Here is a 15,971-nt window from a genome sequence, read left to right as displayed (position 1 = left end):
TAAGCCTGGAAAGAACCCGTTCCGTTTTTCTTTTAACCTAATCTGAATAAGGAGTGATTCAATGGCTGAATTACATGTAGGACTCGGCAAAAGCAGCTATACGATCTTGATTGAGAATGGCTTGCGTCACCGTCTTCCGCAAGAAATCAAGAAGATATACAGCGGTAAGAAGATTGCCGTCATCACGGATCACAACGTCAATGCGCATTACGGAGCACAGTTGGAAGAAGGGCTTCAAGCTGCCGGTTACGAGACGCTTGTGGTTGTCTTGCCAGCTGGTGAGCAGACGAAGGACTTTCAGATGCTGCCGCAGATTTATGACCAATTATTGGATTTTCAACTGAATCGGAGTGAACTGATTATTGCCTTGGGTGGCGGCGTCATCGGGGATCTTGCGGGATTTGCAGCTGCAAGTTTCCTGCGCGGTGTCCCATTCATCCAGATTCCGACTTCCTTATTGGCTCAAGTGGACAGCAGCATCGGAGGCAAGGTCGGCGTAGACTTGGCAAGAGGTAAGAATCTGGTCGGAGCTTTCTATCAACCGAAGAAAGTATTCATCGATCCGGAAATGCTGAACACGTTGTCGGATCACTTTTTCCGTGACGGTCTAGGCGAAGTCATCAAGTACGGCTGCATCAAGGACGCTGAATTCTTCAGTTTCTTGCAGACACTGCATACCCGTGAAGAGTTGATGGCGCACATCGAAAAAATCCTCTACACGTGCTGCGACATCAAGCGCAGAGTCGTGGAAGAGGACGAAAAGGATACCGGCGAACGGATGCTGCTGAACTTTGGCCACACAATTGCCCATGCTTTGGAAACGTACACCCATTATTCGAAATACTCGCACGGAGAAGCGGTCGCGATCGGCATGGTCGCCATCACACGTCTTTCCGAGAAAAAAGGCTTCACCAAACCGGGAACGGCAGCTGCCATCAAAGCATTGGCGAAACAAGTCGGATTGCCTACGGAGCTCAACATAGGGGAATTCGACTTGGACAGCTTGTTGGCGATCATGACATTGGACAAAAAGAATTTGGACAACCATCTGAAAGTGATCCTGTTGAAGGAAATCGGAAACAGCTACGTACAGAACGAAACCATCGCCTTCTTTGATGGTCTGGAGAACATGTAGAACGAATACTATAGAAGAAACAGCAGAAATAAAATCGAAACAACAGGAGGATTACCATGGATTTGACGATACAGCCACATAAGCTATCGGGAACAGTGACTGTCCCGCCTTCAAAGAGTTTGGCGCACCGAGCTGTCATCTGTGCCGCACTTTCCGACGGCACCTGCAAAATCGACAACATCGCGCTTTCGGATGACATCATCGCAACTATAGAGGCCATGAAGGCATTCGGGGCAATCATTGAGCAGGAAGGCAGCGCCTTGACGATCACCGGCGCGGGCCAATACGTCACAGAAGCAAAAGTTGCTGAGAGCGCAACGACCGCTGAGCACCTGATCGACTGCAATGAATCCGGTTCGACGCTGCGTTTTGTTGTGCCGATTTCGACACTTTTCCAAGGCGCGAGCCGCTTCGTCGGCAGAGGGAATCTGGGCAAACGTCCATTGACGATCTTCTACGATATTTTCGAGGAACAAGGTATCACTTACAAACCGACTGAAGGCGAACTTGATTTGGTAGTGGACGGCAACCTGAAACCGGGTCATTTCTCATTTCCTGGGAATGTCAGCTCACAATTCATAACGGGTCTCTTGTTCACCTTACCGTTGTTGGATGGAGACTCGGTCATCAAAATCACGACGCCGCTTGAATCAATCGGCTATATCGATTTAACGCTGGAGGTCATGAGTGCTTTCGGTGTGACCATCGAAAACGTTGGCCATCAACTCTTCCGGATTTCGGGAGGACAGTCCTACAAAGCGACGGATTACCGCGTCGAAGGGGATTATTCCCAAGCGGCCTTCTTCCTTTGCGCTGATGCATTGGGCAACGACTTGTTGGTGGACGATCTCTCGATGGATTCGCTGCAGGGCGATCGCGCTGTCGTCTCCATTCTGGAAGCGATGGGCGTTTCTTTCGAAAAGCAAAGCAATGGCCTGATCGGCACCGCGACAAATGGGCTGCACGGTACGCTGATCGATGCGTCGCAATGCCCCGACATCATTCCGGTCGTCGCGTTGACAGCATGTCTGAGCGAAGGCAAAACGGAAATCATCAATGCCGGCAGACTGCGCATCAAAGAATGTGATCGTCTGCAAGCAACAGCCAGCGAATTGAAGAAACTGGGCGCTGACATCGAAGAGTTGCCGGAAGGCCTGCTGATCCATGGCGTTAAATCGCTGAAGGGCAAAGAGACGGTCTGGAGCTACAAAGACCATCGCATCGCCATGATGTTGGCGATCGCTGCGACAGTGTGCGAACAGCCGATCACGATCACGGATGCCGAGTGCGTTTCAAAATCGTATCCGGATTTTTGGGAAGACTATAAAGCAATAGGAGGCAAGATACAATGAGTGGTGTATTTGGGAATAAATTAAAGGTATCCATTTTCGGAGAATCACATGGGTCCGCAATCGGTGTCACCATCGACGGTCTGCCGCCAGGCCATGAAATAGATATGGATAAAGTTCTGGAAGAAATGAAACGGAGAGCGCCAGGCCAAGGAGCTTTGACGACGCCAAGGAAAGAAAAAGATCAGCCTGAAATCTTGAGCGGTTACTTCAACGACATGACGACAGGTAGCCCGCTTGCGGCGATCATCCGCAACAGCGATACGCGCTCCAAGGACTACAGCCAGATGAAGAAGTTGATGCGTCCCGGACAGGCCGACTATCCAGGATATGTCCGTTACGACGGCTTCAATGATTACCGCGGCAGCGGCCATTTCTCGGGCCGAATCACGGCACCGTTAGTATTTGCTGGTGCGATTGCGAAGCAATTGCTTGAAAAACAAGGCATCACCATCGGCGGCCACGTCAAGAGCGTTGCCAAAATCCAGGACGACAGCTTCCTTAATACGGAAGTCACACCTGAAATGCTGAAGAGCTTTGCCGGTAAAGAACTGCCTTTATTGAACGAGTCGCTTGAAGAAGAGATGCGTAATCTGATCCGCGAAGCGAAAGCCAGCGGCGATTCCGTCGGCGGTACTGCGGAAATCTGCGTATTGGGCATCCCAGCCGGAGTCGGCAACCCATTCTTTGATTCCGTTGAGTCCGTTCTGGCGCACATTCTATTCTCCGTGCCTGCCATCAAAGGATTGGAGTTCGGAAGCGGCTTCGGTATCGCAGAGATGCTGGGATCGGAAGCGAATGATTCCTACTACTATGACGGCGATCAGATCAAGACCCGTACGAACCATAACGGTGGTATTTTGGGGGGCATCACGGACGGCATGCCGATCATCTACAAAGTTGCCATCAAGCCGCCAGCATCCATCACAAAGGTGCAGCAAACCATCAATATCGAAGACAAAACGGCTGCTGAATTATCGGTTGAGGGCAGACACGATCCAATCATCGTACCGCGCGCCATCCCTGTATTGGAGGCCGTGACGGCGATCGCAATCCTGGATCTGCTGTTGGATTCAAAATTCTACAAATACGACTAGGATGAACGGAGTGGAAGGCGAGTATGACGGATTTAGAAGACTATCGTAAAGAGTTGGATGCTCTTGACCGGGAGCTAGTGGCGCTGTTCGAGAAACGGATGCAGCTTTCCCAGGCTATCGGTAATTACAAGCGGGCCCACGATTTGCCCATTTTTGATGAAAGCCGGGAGCAGCGTGTAGTGGAACAGAATCTTACCCATCTGAAGAGTGAGGAGTTTGCGGTGCAGACCCATCATTTCCTGGATACGATCATGGATCTTTCGAAGGAGGTCCAGAAGGATATCCGGGCAGCCGCGAACGATTATGAGCAGATTTTTGCAATCCACGAACCAAAGCAGCAGGCGCAGATCGGTTATTTCGGGGAAACGGGATCCTTCTGCGAAGAAGCGATGCTGGCTTATTTTAAAGAAGCGCCTGTGGATCCGAAAAACTACCATACCTTCGAATCATTATTTATAGGTATCCAGAACGGAGAAATCGATTATGGTGTTCTGCCTGTGGAAAATTCCTCTACTGGTGCGATTTCACAAGTGCTCGACCTGTTGTACAAATATGGACTTTCCATAGTGGGCGAGCAATACGTCAAAATCGAACAGCATCTGATCGGCCTGGAAGAGACCAGCCTTGATCAGATAGAGGAAGTCTATTCGCACCCACAAGGCTTCCAGCAATCAACCGATTATTTCAAGGACCATGAACAGTGGCGTCAGATTCCATTCCACAGCACATCCGACAGCGCCAAAATGGTGAAGGATTCCGGCGATGTGCACAAGGGTGCCATCGCCAGCAGAAGAGCCGCAGCGATCCACGGGCTCTCCATTTTGGCGGAGAGCATCCAGAATCAAAGTGAAAATACAACGCGCTTCATCATCGTCGGCAAAGATCTTGAGTCGAATCCGCGCTGCAATAAAGTCAGTGTAGTATTTTCCTTGGACAATCAGGCCGGCACGCTTTTCAAGCTGCTGCGTCATTTCGCGAGGTATCATATCAATCTGATCAAAATCGAATCCCGCCCGGTCGAAGGGGAAAAGTGGGAATACCTGCTGTACCTGGATTTTGAAGGCAACATCTCCGATGAAAACGTCCACGAAGCCCTGCGCTTCATCCATCGAAGCAGCGTCTATTTCCGTTTATTGGGCTGCTACATCGCCGCAACGGAAAATAAATAAGAAAAGCCAGCAATACCTGCCTTGTGCGGTGCGTTGCTGGCTTTTTGTTTTTCGAATCTTGCAGTCCAGATCAAAAATGGGTACTATTAAGAAGAGAAAGCGTTAGGGAAGGGTGAGTTTATTGAAAGCAGCAGAGAGACGGAATGAAATCATCAAATTATTGGAAGCCAGCGATCAACCGGTGAACGCCACCCAACTGGCTGAAAGATTATCGGTCAGCCGTCAGGTCATCGTGGGGGATATCGCATTGATCCGTGCCAAAGGGATTGAAATCCTGGCAACACCGCGAGGCTATCTATCCGCGAGTGCCTTTACAGGTGAAGGCAGCCTGTTCACGGGGAAAATTGCCTGTCAGCATTCGCAATCCGATACAGTCACTGAACTGAACATTATCGTAGACAACGGTGGCGAGGTCGTTGACGTTCAAGTCGAGCATCCTGTCTATGGCACATTGACAGGAGAACTGCATATTCGATCGCGCCACGATGTCATCGATTTTATGAAAAGAATTGCCTCAAACGAAGCGGCGATGCTGTCTTCGCTGACAGGTGGCGTGCATCTGCATACACTTGCTTGTAACGATGAAGAAACCTTCCTGCGCATCAAAATGGAACTGCAGGAAGCGGGAATCCTGTATTCCGGGTAAGCTACCTGAGAATAAGCTTGACAACTCCTGAAAAGATTATATAATATATTACAACTGTCAAGACAGTTGTAAACATCTTTGGAGGGATTGGCCGAATGAATACACGTACACAAACGAAACACATTACGATAGCTGCTCTACTGATTGCGATAGGGATTCTGATACCGATGATTTCCCCTTTGAAAATTATTCTGGAACCGGCATCCTTCACCTTGGCTAGCCATGTGGCAACGATGATTGCTATGTTCCTCTCGCCAGGCATTGCGGTTGCGGTTGCCTTCGGAACAGCTGTCGGCTTCATGTTAGGAGGCTTTCCGTTGGTCGTAGTTCTGCGTGCGGCAACGCATATGATCTTTTCTTATGTCGGCGCAAAATATATCCAAGAGCATCCGGAAATGGCTCATGACATCAAAAAATCATTGCTGTTCAGCTTCGTTCTTGGTGTATTGCATGCTGGCTGTGAGGTCATTGTCGTAAGCCTGTTCTACTTTGCAGGAAACCTTACGGAAGCGTACTATGATAAAGGTCTGATTTCTTCCGTCATGCTGTTGGTAGGCGTAGGAACCGTCATCCACAGCATGGTCGATTACTGGTTGGCCCAAGTCGTCTGGAAAACAGTCGGGAAAAAAGCCCTGCCTGTACGTTCGGTGTAGATCGGAAAATGAATGAAATAAAAAGGACGCATCCGGCTTCAAGTACCGGATGCGTCCTTTTATTATTGGGGTGTCTGAAGAGTACAACAGCTGCCGCCATGGCTGTCGGGCATTCTGAGCATGATTCATCGCGAACAGCCGAGAAAGCAGCCATCTGTCGACTGTTCCGTGTCCACAGCCAGCCAGATAACCGACAGCCAATCATTCAGCCTCCCTGATGCGTGCCATGCAAGCTTTAGCAAACCTTAACCATTCGCAAGCAAAAATTCGCATAAGTTGGGATCATAGATGAAAATTTCGCCAGTCTCTATGATATAGTGCCAACCGCTTATCTGTAGCTTGTCGGCCTCCATCCTTTCGGCGATGTAAGGATGGCTAATCAAATGTTTCAGCTGCTCCAAGACATTCCCTTGTTCCATCATCCAGGCACGCGCCTCGGGTTCGGATTCCGGAATTTCTTTCAGTACACGATCGCGGACGGGGTGAATGAGTTCCAGCCACTTGCGCGTATGCGGCAAATCATCCAGTTTACCCTCGGGATACAGGCAAGCAGCACAGCCGCCGCAGTTCGAATGGCCGCAGATGATGATATTCTCAACGCCAAGTGCGAGCACAGCGTACTCGATGGCGGATGTCGTCGCCAAATATTCCGAAGAGACCCGGTAAGGCGGAGCGATGTTGGCGATGTTGCGGATGATGAACAATTCGCCTGGCAACGTTCCGGTAATCATGTTCGGATCGATGCGTGAATCGGAACAGGAAATGAAGAGGGTATGAGGTTTTTGGGAACTTTTTAATCCTTTGAACAACTCACGATGAGATTCAAAATCCCTCCTCCTGAAATTGACGATACCTTTTAATAACTTATCCAAGCTCATACCTTCTTTCTGAAATAATTATCCGAACAACACTTGTGCGAATTGCACGATGATCGGGATGGTGAATAAGGACAATAAAGTGGTCAATACTACGAGACGCGCTCCATATTCGTAGTCGCCGCCGAACAGCCGGCCAAGAATGGCGGTATTCGTTGCAGCCGGTGCACAGGAAGCGATAGTCAGGACGATTTCCACCATATAGTCATCGATTGGCAGCAAATAAATGATGCCAATCGAGATGAGGGCGGTGACGATCAAACGGAGGAAAGTAGTCCAATACGCTTTCGGGAACGCCAATAATTCCGAAAAATTACTGTTGGCGATGTAGCTACCAAGAATGATCATGGCCAGTGGTGTATTCAACGCTGCCAAGCTGTCGACTGACTTCCAGAGAAACTCAGGTACCGGCAGGCGACTAATGTAGATGCACAAACCGATGGCAGCCCCGATCATGCCGGGATTAAGGATGGTTTGCCGCAGCGTCATCGCTTTTTTGTCGCCGGATATCAGATATTGGCCATAAGTCCACTGGGTGACGTTGTTTGCCATGATGTAGCCGGACATGAAAAAGACGCCCTCATAGCCCACCGTCGCGAGTACCAATGGTATACCGACGAAGCCAGCATTCGGGAAAATTGTGGCATATTTATCGATGCGATCCTCTTTTTTCAGCAGCACATGGGCAATGGCTGCGCGGATGGAAATCGTCAGAAAAGCCGCTAAAGTCGCCCATAACAACAGCTTCAACCGCTTTGCGTCAAAATCGGCGTTAAACGAGGTGATCATAGTCGCAGGCATCACAAACAGGGAAAGAATGGTCGATATCTGACGCGTACCCTCGCTGTTGATGACATTTGATCGGATCAGAAGAAAACCAAAGAACATGATGCTGAACATGGTCAGCAATTGTTGAAAAACGATGCTTATCAAAGTGGTGCGGCACTCCTTTCGTCTACGAGAACTTAGGTTCAGTCTTTTTTCTTTTCCTAACATGATAACACACCACGTGATATAATTTTAAGGAAAATCTCATAAATGTCTAGTATAATGTACTGGTATGCATCGTAAAACAAACAACAGCGAGTTGAGCTGAGGAATGGAGAAATATAAATGGCTAAAGTAGAGAGTTTTGAATTGGACCACGATTTGGTGAAGGCTCCGTATGTCCGCCAAGCAGGCTATGAAGTGCACCAAACGGGAGCGATCGTCACAAAATTCGATCTGCGTTTTGTGCAACCCAACCAGGATGCTTTACCGACAGGGGCTCTGCACACCTTGGAACACCTTTTGGCGATCAATATCCGTGATTATGTGGATGGCGTCATCGATTTGTCACCGATGGGTTGCCGTACCGGGTTTTACATGATCTGTTGGGGTGAACATACTCCGGAAGAAATCGCTTCTGCTTTGGAAAAAGTGCTGCAGATTGTATTGGAAACGACAGTCGTTCCGGCAACGACCGCAAAGGAATGCGGAAATTACCGCGATCATTCCTTGTTCGGCGCACAAGAATACGCGAAGCAAGTGTTGGCAGCCGGTATCAGCCGCGACCCTTTCACGCGCACAGTCTAGATAACGAGAAAGGAGAATCTGCAATGACTAAAGAATTGATCGTAAGAACAGGACCGCAAGAATACGAATGCAGAGAGGGTGTTCTGTCGACTTTACCGAAACGTTTGGAAGAACGCTTCGTAAAAAATATTTTGATTGTGCATGGAGCCGTATCTTGGCAAAAAGCCCGCCCGTACCTTGAAGCTCTCTACAAAACTGACTTTTCGATTTCTGAAGTGGCTTTTTCGGGAGAATGCAGTTATGAAGAAGTCGATCGCATTGTCCGCTTGGCTTCACAAAACGATTGCGATGCAATCATCGGTGTCGGTGGCGGAAAAATCATGGATGCCGTGAAATACGCTGCCGCGAAAGCGGGTTGCATCCTGAGTGTGATGATTCCCACATTGGCGAGCAATTGCGCGCCTTGGACGCCGTTGAGTGTCATGTACACTGAGGAAGGCGTATTTATCCGCTATGATTTCCTGCAGCAACAAGCTTCGCTTTTGTTGTTGGAACCGCGCTTGATCATCGATTCGCCGAAGGATTTCTTTGTGGCCGGATTGGCGGATACGCTGGCCAAATGGTACGAATCGGATGAAATCCTTTCGCTGCCTGAGAATGCGCAGCAGCCGATGCTGATGATGGCGCGCCAAGCAGCTTCTATCTGCAGACAAAGCATTTTGGATCACGCTGAATTGGCGATCGCGAGCCTGGAAGCAGGCGAAGTGACGGAAGCTTTTGTGAAACTGACGGAAGTGATCACTTCCATAAGCGGAATGGTCGGGGGGATGGGTGACGCTTTTGCGCGTACGACAATCGCCCATGAAATCCACGATGCCATCACTAATTTCCCCGAATCGCATCATTTCCTGCACGGCCATAAAGTAGCCTATGGCATCATGGTGCAATTGGCTTATGAGAAGAAATGGGCGGAAATCGACAATCTTATCCCGTTCTATGAACATCTAGATATTCCGAAGAGCCTTTCTGATCTGCATTTGGACAGACTGGATGCAGAAGACATCATGGAAATCGCCCGTCTGTCGACCAAACCTGAAGCACCGGTGCACGGCCTGCCGTATGAAGTCACTGCCGTTTTGATGGCGGAAGCAATTCAAGCACTTGATAAGTACATGGCGAATTTGCCGAAACTTTGATCCAAGCGCTCAGTATTCGAACGTCCACTGTTCTAACCGGGTTGCTGGTCTTTTCGATTTGGCAAATTCTGAAATAATCGGTATACTGTAAACACGAACATTTACCGTCAGAAAAATACCCATATATGATAAGCGAGGGAACGTCGATGAACAGTGAAGAATTAGTGTCCAGAGCAAGAGTCGCCATGCAGCATGCATACAGCCCTTATTCGCATTTTCCGGTAGGGGCGGCAGTCCTCTACAAGGACGGGGCAGTGATTGAAGGCGTAAATGTGGAAAATGTTTCCTTCGGCGCCACCAACTGCGCAGAACGGACTGCCTTATTCACAGGTGTGACACGAGGCTACCGTAAAGAGGATGTAGCTGCCATCGCCATAGCGGGCGACACAGATACATTCCTCCCGCCCTGCAGCATCTGCCGACAGGTGATGGTGGAGTTGTGCGGCTATGAAACACCAGTCTATCTATCCAACAAGCACGGGAAAATCAAGGATCTGACGATCAAAGAACTGGTTCCGTATGCCTTTACAGAATTAAATATGTAAAAACAACTGCTGCCCACCAGTCCAAGGTGGGCAGCAGTTGTTTTGTTTTGGAGCGGATGCGTCGTTTTGTGATCCTACATTTTCAGAAACAGCAAGTAGGCGAACGTCATCACCAGCAGCAAATGAGCGCTGATGCCGCCGAGGCAAAGGTAAAGGGTATCCCGTTTGGTTTCATTGATTGTTTGGTACAGGCTTGCGATGAATGTCACCAGATAGCTGGATAGATGAACCAAAAACAGTAAAAGCACCGGTATCGCCATCAAAATTGGGGCAATCAGGCTAATCACAAACGCAGCGCTTAACAGCAACAAGCCAAAAGCGTTCATTCCCGCATATTGCGTCATCCAGTTGTGTAAGGCATGACGTCTGTGCAAAAAGAATGTTTTGATCAGATACGCCAATAGGGGATAGAGATAATAGAATGTCAGGAACAGCAGGAAATTCTTCATGAACCAAACAACTGGTTCGATTTGAAAAGTGACGGACGGCAACAAGGAAATCTGCGAAAGCAGGTCATATTGTTTTGTCAATGCGACTGCAATGCGCGTCACTAATCCGGCCGAAAGCAATGCTGAAAGGACGAAGGTGAAGTAACCGTAAAGGTTGTGACTTTCTCTGCGTGATTTTCTGGTCTCCGCGGGGTCTTTCATTTTTTTCCACAGAAAACGGATGTAGCGGGTGGCTTTATGTTTGGCATCATTAAAAGTGAAGGATTGTTTTTCAGCGCGCGAAGTCGCTTCTGAGTATGCTTCATCATCAGCCGTAACATCTAAAATATGTTCTGTAGACTCCTCGAACAAAGTGGACTGATAAAACGCATCTTGAGGGATCGCTTCCGAACCAGAAACATCCGACCCGCACATGGGACAGATTAAAGCTTCTTTCGGGATGCGATTATGGCAATAGATACATATCTTCATTGGATTTTCTCCTTCTCGCTAGTAACTAACTTCTAGAATAATTCAGTTTGTTGGATATAGCAAGGTTATTTTTCCGACAAACATTTTGTATTGGAGGCAATAATTCGGTATGATAAAGACAGTATAAATGAGAGGAATGACAGCATAATGAAAATGTTACATACTTGCATTCGCGTGCAGCACTTGGACAAATCGATTGCATTCTACAAAGAGGCTTTTGATTTCCGCGAGAAAAAGAAGCTGGATTACCCTGAGCACAAATTTTCTATCGTCTATTTAGGCTTGGAAGGCGATGATTATGAGTTGGAGCTGACCTACAATTACGATCACGAACCTTACAACATCGGTGACGGTTATGGACATATCGCAATCGGGGTGGACGAATTTGAAGCCCTTCATGACAAACAGGTGGCAGCCGGATTCAATGTGACCGACTATAAAGGTTTGCCTGATTCTTCAGTAAGATATTACTTCATCACCGATCCGGATGGCTATAAGGTCGAAGTCATCCAGAACAATTAGGAGGGCCTTATGGAGAAAACGACCAAGCGGAAATTGCTTTTCATCGGCGACAGCATCACCGACGTCGGCCGCAACCGAAACAATCCTGATTCGTTGGGAAAAGGCTATGTAGCTTTGATAGCGAAGGCTCTTGCGGACAGGGATGATTCCGAACGCTACCAGCTGATCAACCGCGGCATCAGCGGGAACCGAATCTTGGACATAGCGGAAAGATGGCACGCAGACTGTGTTTCGCTCGAACCCGATGTCGTCACTTTGTTGATTGGCATTAATGATACGTGGCACAATGTCGGCGATGAAACGGTGTTCGCGACCGAGGCGGGGGCTGAGCAGTTCGAGATGCATTACCGCCACTTGCTGGCCTCCTTGCGGAAAAAGTCGGATGCACGGCTCATTCTGATGGAGCCCTTTGTCTTCCCTTATCCGGAAGACCGCAAAACTTGGCGGGTTGATTTGGATCCGAAACAGGAAATCGTCAAACGCCTAGCCGAAGAATTCGATGCTGAATGGATTGGGTTGGATGCTTATCTGAATGCAATTGGTGCTATCGATGGCTATGAAACATTATCGAATGACGGCGTCCATCCGACCAAAAAAGGCCACCAGCTCATCGCCGATGCTTGGCTGAAGCAATTTGACCAGGGGGGCAAAAAGTAAGGGCCAGTTCGTCAGGTGTATGCAACTAAAAGAAAAGACTTGCTTTCTTGGTTTCTGCATGATAAGATGTTTTACATGCGATGAGGCGACGAGCAATCAGGTGGGTTCGCCCATTCCGCGCAAGCGGCGAAGTGATTGCAAATCAAACGGGACATACGTGCTTGCACAACCACAGGATGTGGATGTTTGATGGTGACTGCTGTGAACAGTCCCATCCATGGGTTTACCCATGCCGTATCAGAAGAAAGGGTCGGAAAGATGAACACTTAGGTGTTTGCCTTTCCGGCCCTTTCTTTTTGTGGTTTCAGTAGTGGGGCGGGGGCCGTCAGCTCCGGCGAGGAGTGGTTCACCGGAGCTGACGACCGCCAAAGAACCGCTCCTTCTGCGAAGATCGCTTCGCCGGAAGAGGGAACGTCAAAGTCTTACCACCTCCGATAAAGGCCGCTTCACCGGAGAAGCGCTCGGTCCTTCGGTTTCTTCAGATGTTCTCCAGCCAAGCCAACTAAATCAACCACAGCCGGACCCCAAACCTGCAAGGGCTTTATTAGGCGGTGCGGCCTCATTGCGGTATAATCTAAGTAGGAAATTCAGGAAAGATTGGAGGCGCCTCAATTGAAAAAACTGAAATTATTGATACTATCGCTGCTGTCATTCTCGCTGGTGGGTTGTTCATTCATAACGACGGAAAAAACGAGTGTTTCGCAACAGGACGCTGTCGGAGTAGACAACGTGACGACCGAAATATCCAAAATGGATGGAGAAGTAGGAGCGGGTTTGCTTATCGGCGAAAAGGTAGTGACCACCGTCCACCTTTCCTATGAAACGTTGAAATATGATGATTCCATCGCTTATCTGAAGGAAATTGTCGGTAAGTACGGGGCCTATGTTGAGTACTCCTACGAATCCAGCGGCGGCGACATGTTCTATACTACCTCTTCATTGAGCCAAAGCTATCGCCAAGGCAGTTATACGATAAGAATCCCGAAAGATTCCGTGACGGCCTTCTTGTATGATCTGGAGGGCGGCTTGGGCACAAAAGTCAGCGAGCAGCAGGGCAATGAGGACGTGACGCAATATTACGAGGACACAACAACGCGCATCAGCGTACTGCAAAGGAAAGAAGAGCGTTTGTTGGCGCTGCTCGATCAAGCAGAAACAGTCGAGGAGATCCTGGCTATCGAAGACAGTCTCAGTGCTGCCATATCCGAAAGGGAAGTACTTCAGGCTGAGTTGAACAACATCGATGACTTGATCGACTATACGGCTTTGTATCTGACCGTTTCCGAGCGTTCGCGCATCTCGAATAACCAAGGCGGATCGACGCCTTTCTGGGGTCGCGTCAAGGATGCGTTCACCGATTCGCTTTATTCCTTCTACTATTGGTTGCAGGATGCCGCAATCTGGTTCATCTATGCACTGCCCTTCTTTGTAGCCGTTCTATTGTTGTTGTTGCTTTTATGGGTAATCAAAAAACTGTTCGGTAAAACGATTTGGGGCAAACAAAGAGCTGAAAAGCAGCTTCTGGAAAGAAAACGGATCGAAGCGCGCCGGAAAGAACGGTTTGACCGGACCCACCCAAGAAAACCGGGAGGAACAACTGTTGCATCCAAGACCACAGTGACACCGCCGGCATCGCCGACAGATGTCGTGCCACCCATTCCGGAAACTCCGACAGCAAAAAATGAAGACACAAAGGGAAATGCGACTGAAGAAGGCGATAAGGAAGACCCATTGGAACCTTAAATTCAGCAAGCACGCCTATGAAACAGAAGAAGCAGCCATCGAATCTCAGCGGATTCGGTAGCTGCTTCTTTATTTTTGGCTATGCGGATTGCATAATCAAAAAAATATTATGAATTTTTCAGGACGATCGTTTCGATGACATTGGCCGCAGCCTCAAAGGAATCGGTAGCCCGTTCGAACCGGTCGTAAATGTTCGTCGTCGCCATTGTCGCCAGTGCATCTTTCTGTTCGACAAATAATTTTTTGACCGAACGAGTATACAGGGAATCTCCCCGTTTTTCAAGGCGATTAATTGCGATGATGGCATCCTTGATCACTTTTGATTTCTTGAAATTTTTCAGGTCGTTGATGGCTTCGTCAAGACTCAATGCGCTTTTTTCGATGATGTCCATAAATTTCAGCATTTCCGGCGTGATTTCTTTGATCTGATAAATATCGATGTGGATGAGCGTATCTTCGATTGTGTCGATGGTTGTGTCCAATTCACCAGCCAAGTTGATGATATCCTCACGTTCGAGTGGAGGCAGGAAATCACTGTACAGGTAGCTCATCATCTCATGTTTCTTCTGATCCGCTGCATGTTCGATCTCGTGCAGTTCCTTCAGCCGTGCTTCCAGAGTCTCAAGATTATAGTCATTCAAAATACTGGTCATCAGCTTGGCTGCGGCAACGCCCATTGCGGAAACTTCGATAAATTCTTGATAGTAACTGTATTCTTTTGTTTTTTTTCTCTTAAGCATAATTGCAATCTCCTCAGAATATATTCATGAATATTAGCGCCATCAGATAGCCGACCAGACCACAGCCCGGGAAAGTCAGTACCCAAGCCCACACCATTTCTTTAACCGTGATCCAATTTACCGATGATAGTCTTTTGGCAGCCCCAACGCCCATGATGGCAGTTGTTTTTGTATGTGTGGTACTGACCGGTAATCCCCAGATGGAAGAGAGTAAAAGACAGGCTGCCGCGCCGACGTCCGCGCTGAAGCCTTGGTAACCTTCCAACTTAACCATGTTCATGCCCACGGTTTTGATAATTTTATAGCCGCCGATGGACGTACCTAAGGCCATCACGAATGAACAGAGAATCATGAGCCAAAGTGGGATGATGAATTGCGTTGTATCGCTATTTCCTTGGCCAAGGAAAATTCCCAGCATGAAAATCCCCATAAATTTTTGACCATCTTGAGCGCCGTGCATAAAGGCCATCGCCGCTCCTCCTAAGACCTGTCCCTTTTGGAAAAAAGGCCCCGTTTTTTGCCGCAGCTTATTTTTGCAGATTGTGGTGGTGATCTTCGATACGGCAAATCCGAAGCCGAAGCCCAAGATGGTGGAGAGGAACAGACCGTAGATGACTTTGATCCACTCTGATCCGTTGATGGCGCCGAACCCACCTTGAAGTGCAATCGCAGCCCCTGAAATGCCTGCAATGAGCGCATGGCTTTCGCTGGTCGGAATTCCGAAATACCAGGCTGCCGTTGCCCAAAGCACGATTGCGAAAAGAGCAGCACAGAGAGCGATAATCGAAAGTTTTGGGTCGTTCCCGAAATCGACCATATTTGCGATTGTTTGGGCAACTGTCGCGTTGATGGATGTCATCACGAACACGCCCAGAAAGTTGAATACGGCAGCCATAAGAATGGCTTTTTTTGGAGCGATGGATCGGGTGGATACACACGTTGCGATTGCGTTCGGAGCATCGGTCCAACCGTTCACTAAAATCACACCCAAAGTCAATACCACTATGATCAAAAGAATAGGGTTCGTCTGGATGCTGTCGATAAAATCCGAAAATGTAATTGTCATAGATTGCACTTCCACGCTTTCTTCGTAGCGTTCTCAATTAAATGAAACCATCCGCTTTCATTTCGGAAGGCTGCAAAGTACAGCCGGATTCCTTATTGGGCAGAGGCAGCAAGCTTGGTGAGTCCGCTATCTTATTGTTAGAT

General features: G+C 48.5%; 17 protein-coding genes. 12 read left to right on the top strand and 5 right to left on the bottom strand.

Annotated elements, in window-relative coordinates; translation table 11 throughout:
- Positions 1-61: 61 nt before the first annotated feature.
- The 6 genes from aroB to ACKPCD_RS11125 all read left to right on the top strand — a co-directional run bounded on the left by aroB (position 62) and on the right by ACKPCD_RS11125 (position 6,049).
- Positions 62-1,135, top strand: coding sequence for a 3-dehydroquinate synthase (gene aroB / locus ACKPCD_RS11150; protein ID WP_068561729.1), 1,074 nt, complete (start codon positions 62-64; stop codon positions 1,133-1,135).
- Between the two features lie 56 nt (positions 1,136-1,191).
- Complete coding sequence (gene aroA, locus ACKPCD_RS11145) at positions 1,192-2,487, top strand: 3-phosphoshikimate 1-carboxyvinyltransferase (protein WP_321433225.1); 1,296 nt, start codon at positions 1,192-1,194, stop codon at positions 2,485-2,487.
- Complete coding sequence (gene aroC, locus ACKPCD_RS11140; RefSeq protein WP_086988238.1) at positions 2,484-3,581, top strand: chorismate synthase; 1,098 nt, start codon at positions 2,484-2,486, stop codon at positions 3,579-3,581. Before aroA ends, aroC begins: the two co-directional genes overlap by 4 nt.
- 23 nt (positions 3,582-3,604) lie before the next feature.
- On the top strand, positions 3,605-4,750 hold the full coding sequence (gene pheA, locus ACKPCD_RS11135; protein ID WP_321433224.1) for a prephenate dehydratase: 1,146 nt from the start codon (positions 3,605-3,607) through the stop codon (positions 4,748-4,750).
- A gap of 112 nt (positions 4,751-4,862) precedes the next feature.
- The gene (locus ACKPCD_RS11130; protein ID WP_321433223.1) at positions 4,863-5,396 is read left to right on the top strand and encodes a transcription repressor NadR; all 534 of its coding nucleotides are present in this window, start codon (positions 4,863-4,865) and stop codon (positions 5,394-5,396) included.
- Between the two features lie 95 nt (positions 5,397-5,491).
- Positions 5,492-6,049 (top strand): hypothetical protein, encoded by a 558-nt coding sequence (locus ACKPCD_RS11125; protein WP_321433222.1) that lies wholly within the window; start codon positions 5,492-5,494, stop codon positions 6,047-6,049.
- A 245-nt stretch (positions 6,050-6,294) separates the two neighbouring features.
- Here ACKPCD_RS11125 and ACKPCD_RS11120 read toward each other — a convergent pair whose 3' ends face one another.
- Together ACKPCD_RS11120 and ACKPCD_RS11115 are read right to left on the bottom strand one after the other, a co-directional pair.
- On the bottom strand, positions 6,295-6,921 hold the full coding sequence (locus ACKPCD_RS11120) for a carbonic anhydrase (protein ID WP_198143334.1): 627 nt from the start codon (positions 6,919-6,921) through the stop codon (positions 6,295-6,297).
- 24 nt (positions 6,922-6,945) lie between these two features.
- On the bottom strand, positions 6,946-7,857 hold the full coding sequence (locus tag ACKPCD_RS11115) for an AEC family transporter (protein ID WP_321433221.1): 912 nt from the start codon (positions 7,855-7,857) through the stop codon (positions 6,946-6,948).
- A 180-nt stretch (positions 7,858-8,037) separates the two neighbouring features.
- On the opposite strand from ACKPCD_RS11115, the gene ACKPCD_RS11110 reads away from it, so the two are divergent.
- The 3 genes from ACKPCD_RS11110 to ACKPCD_RS11100 all read left to right on the top strand — a co-directional run bounded on the left by ACKPCD_RS11110 (position 8,038) and on the right by ACKPCD_RS11100 (position 10,180).
- Positions 8,038-8,499 carry an S-ribosylhomocysteine lyase gene (locus tag ACKPCD_RS11110; RefSeq protein ID WP_068561722.1) on the top strand — a complete coding sequence of 154 codons (462 nt, stop codon included), beginning with the start codon at positions 8,038-8,040 and terminating at the stop codon, positions 8,497-8,499.
- A 23-nt stretch (positions 8,500-8,522) separates the two neighbouring features.
- Positions 8,523-9,635, top strand: coding sequence for an iron-containing alcohol dehydrogenase family protein (locus ACKPCD_RS11105; RefSeq protein WP_321433220.1), 1,113 nt, complete (start codon positions 8,523-8,525; stop codon positions 9,633-9,635).
- Positions 9,636-9,781: 146 nt separating this feature from the next.
- Entirely contained in the window at positions 9,782-10,180 is a 399-nt protein-coding gene (locus ACKPCD_RS11100) for a cytidine deaminase (RefSeq protein WP_068561720.1), read from the top strand.
- A gap of 74 nt (positions 10,181-10,254) precedes the next feature.
- Here the strand turns inward: ACKPCD_RS11100 and ACKPCD_RS11095 are convergent, their stop codons facing one another.
- A complete protein-coding gene (locus ACKPCD_RS11095; protein WP_321433219.1) occupies positions 10,255-11,100 on the bottom strand; it encodes a hypothetical protein in 846 nt (281 codons plus the stop codon).
- A gap of 147 nt (positions 11,101-11,247) precedes the next feature.
- Here ACKPCD_RS11095 and gloA point away from each other — a divergent pair, with 147 nt between their 5' ends.
- The 3 genes from gloA (at position 11,248) to ACKPCD_RS11080 (ending at position 14,022) form a co-directional block, all read left to right on the top strand.
- A complete protein-coding gene (gene gloA, locus ACKPCD_RS11090; protein WP_068561718.1) occupies positions 11,248-11,622 on the top strand; it encodes a lactoylglutathione lyase in 375 nt (124 codons plus the stop codon).
- 9 nt (positions 11,623-11,631) lie between these two features.
- Positions 11,632-12,279 carry an SGNH/GDSL hydrolase family protein gene (locus tag ACKPCD_RS11085; protein WP_288927191.1) on the top strand — a complete coding sequence of 216 codons (648 nt, stop codon included), beginning with the start codon at positions 11,632-11,634 and terminating at the stop codon, positions 12,277-12,279.
- Positions 12,280-12,891: 612 nt separating this feature from the next.
- Positions 12,892-14,022, top strand: a complete 1,131-nt coding sequence (locus ACKPCD_RS11080; protein ID WP_321433218.1) for a DUF4349 domain-containing protein — start codon at positions 12,892-12,894, stop codon at positions 14,020-14,022.
- Between the two features lie 107 nt (positions 14,023-14,129).
- Here ACKPCD_RS11080 and ACKPCD_RS11075 read toward each other — a convergent pair whose 3' ends face one another.
- A complete protein-coding gene (locus ACKPCD_RS11075) occupies positions 14,130-14,762 on the bottom strand; it encodes a DUF47 domain-containing protein (RefSeq protein WP_086988230.1) in 633 nt (210 codons plus the stop codon).
- 13 nt (positions 14,763-14,775) lie between these two features.
- Positions 14,776-15,828 (bottom strand): inorganic phosphate transporter, encoded by a 1,053-nt coding sequence (locus tag ACKPCD_RS11070; RefSeq protein ID WP_086988229.1) that lies wholly within the window; start codon positions 15,826-15,828, stop codon positions 14,776-14,778.
- Between the last annotated feature and the right edge of the window lie 143 nt (positions 15,829-15,971).

The organism is Trichococcus flocculiformis, assembly GCF_963662535.1.
GTDB lineage: Bacteria > Bacillota > Bacilli > Lactobacillales > Aerococcaceae > Trichococcus > Trichococcus flocculiformis.
This window is presented reverse-complemented; position numbering and strand designations above follow the sequence as displayed.

Bases quoted from the DNA above. Each gene is read 5' to 3' on its own strand.
- aroB (WP_068561729.1), top strand. From the start codon at position 62: ATGGCTGAATTACATGTAGGACTCGGCAAAAGCAGCTATACGATCTTG.
- aroA (WP_321433225.1), top strand. From the start codon at position 1,192: ATGGATTTGACGATACAGCCACATAAGCTATCGGGAACAGTGACTGTC.
- aroC (WP_086988238.1), top strand. From the start codon at position 2,484: ATGAGTGGTGTATTTGGGAATAAATTAAAGGTATCCATTTTCGGAGAA.
- pheA (WP_321433224.1), top strand. From the start codon at position 3,605: ATGACGGATTTAGAAGACTATCGTAAAGAGTTGGATGCTCTTGACCGG.
- ACKPCD_RS11125 (WP_321433222.1), top strand. From the start codon at position 5,492: ATGAATACACGTACACAAACGAAACACATTACGATAGCTGCTCTACTG.
- ACKPCD_RS11110 (WP_068561722.1), top strand. From the start codon at position 8,038: ATGGCTAAAGTAGAGAGTTTTGAATTGGACCACGATTTGGTGAAGGCT.
- ACKPCD_RS11105 (WP_321433220.1), top strand. From the start codon at position 8,523: ATGACTAAAGAATTGATCGTAAGAACAGGACCGCAAGAATACGAATGC.
- ACKPCD_RS11100 (WP_068561720.1), top strand. From the start codon at position 9,782: ATGAACAGTGAAGAATTAGTGTCCAGAGCAAGAGTCGCCATGCAGCAT.
- ACKPCD_RS11095 (WP_321433219.1), bottom strand. From the start codon at position 11,100: ATGAAGATATGTATCTATTGCCATAATCGCATCCCGAAAGAAGCTTTA.
- gloA (WP_068561718.1), top strand. From the start codon at position 11,248: ATGAAAATGTTACATACTTGCATTCGCGTGCAGCACTTGGACAAATCG.
- ACKPCD_RS11085 (WP_288927191.1), top strand. From the start codon at position 11,632: ATGGAGAAAACGACCAAGCGGAAATTGCTTTTCATCGGCGACAGCATC.
- ACKPCD_RS11075 (WP_086988230.1), bottom strand. From the start codon at position 14,762: ATGCTTAAGAGAAAAAAAACAAAAGAATACAGTTACTATCAAGAATTT.
- ACKPCD_RS11070 (WP_086988229.1), bottom strand. From the start codon at position 15,828: ATGACAATTACATTTTCGGATTTTATCGACAGCATCCAGACGAACCCT.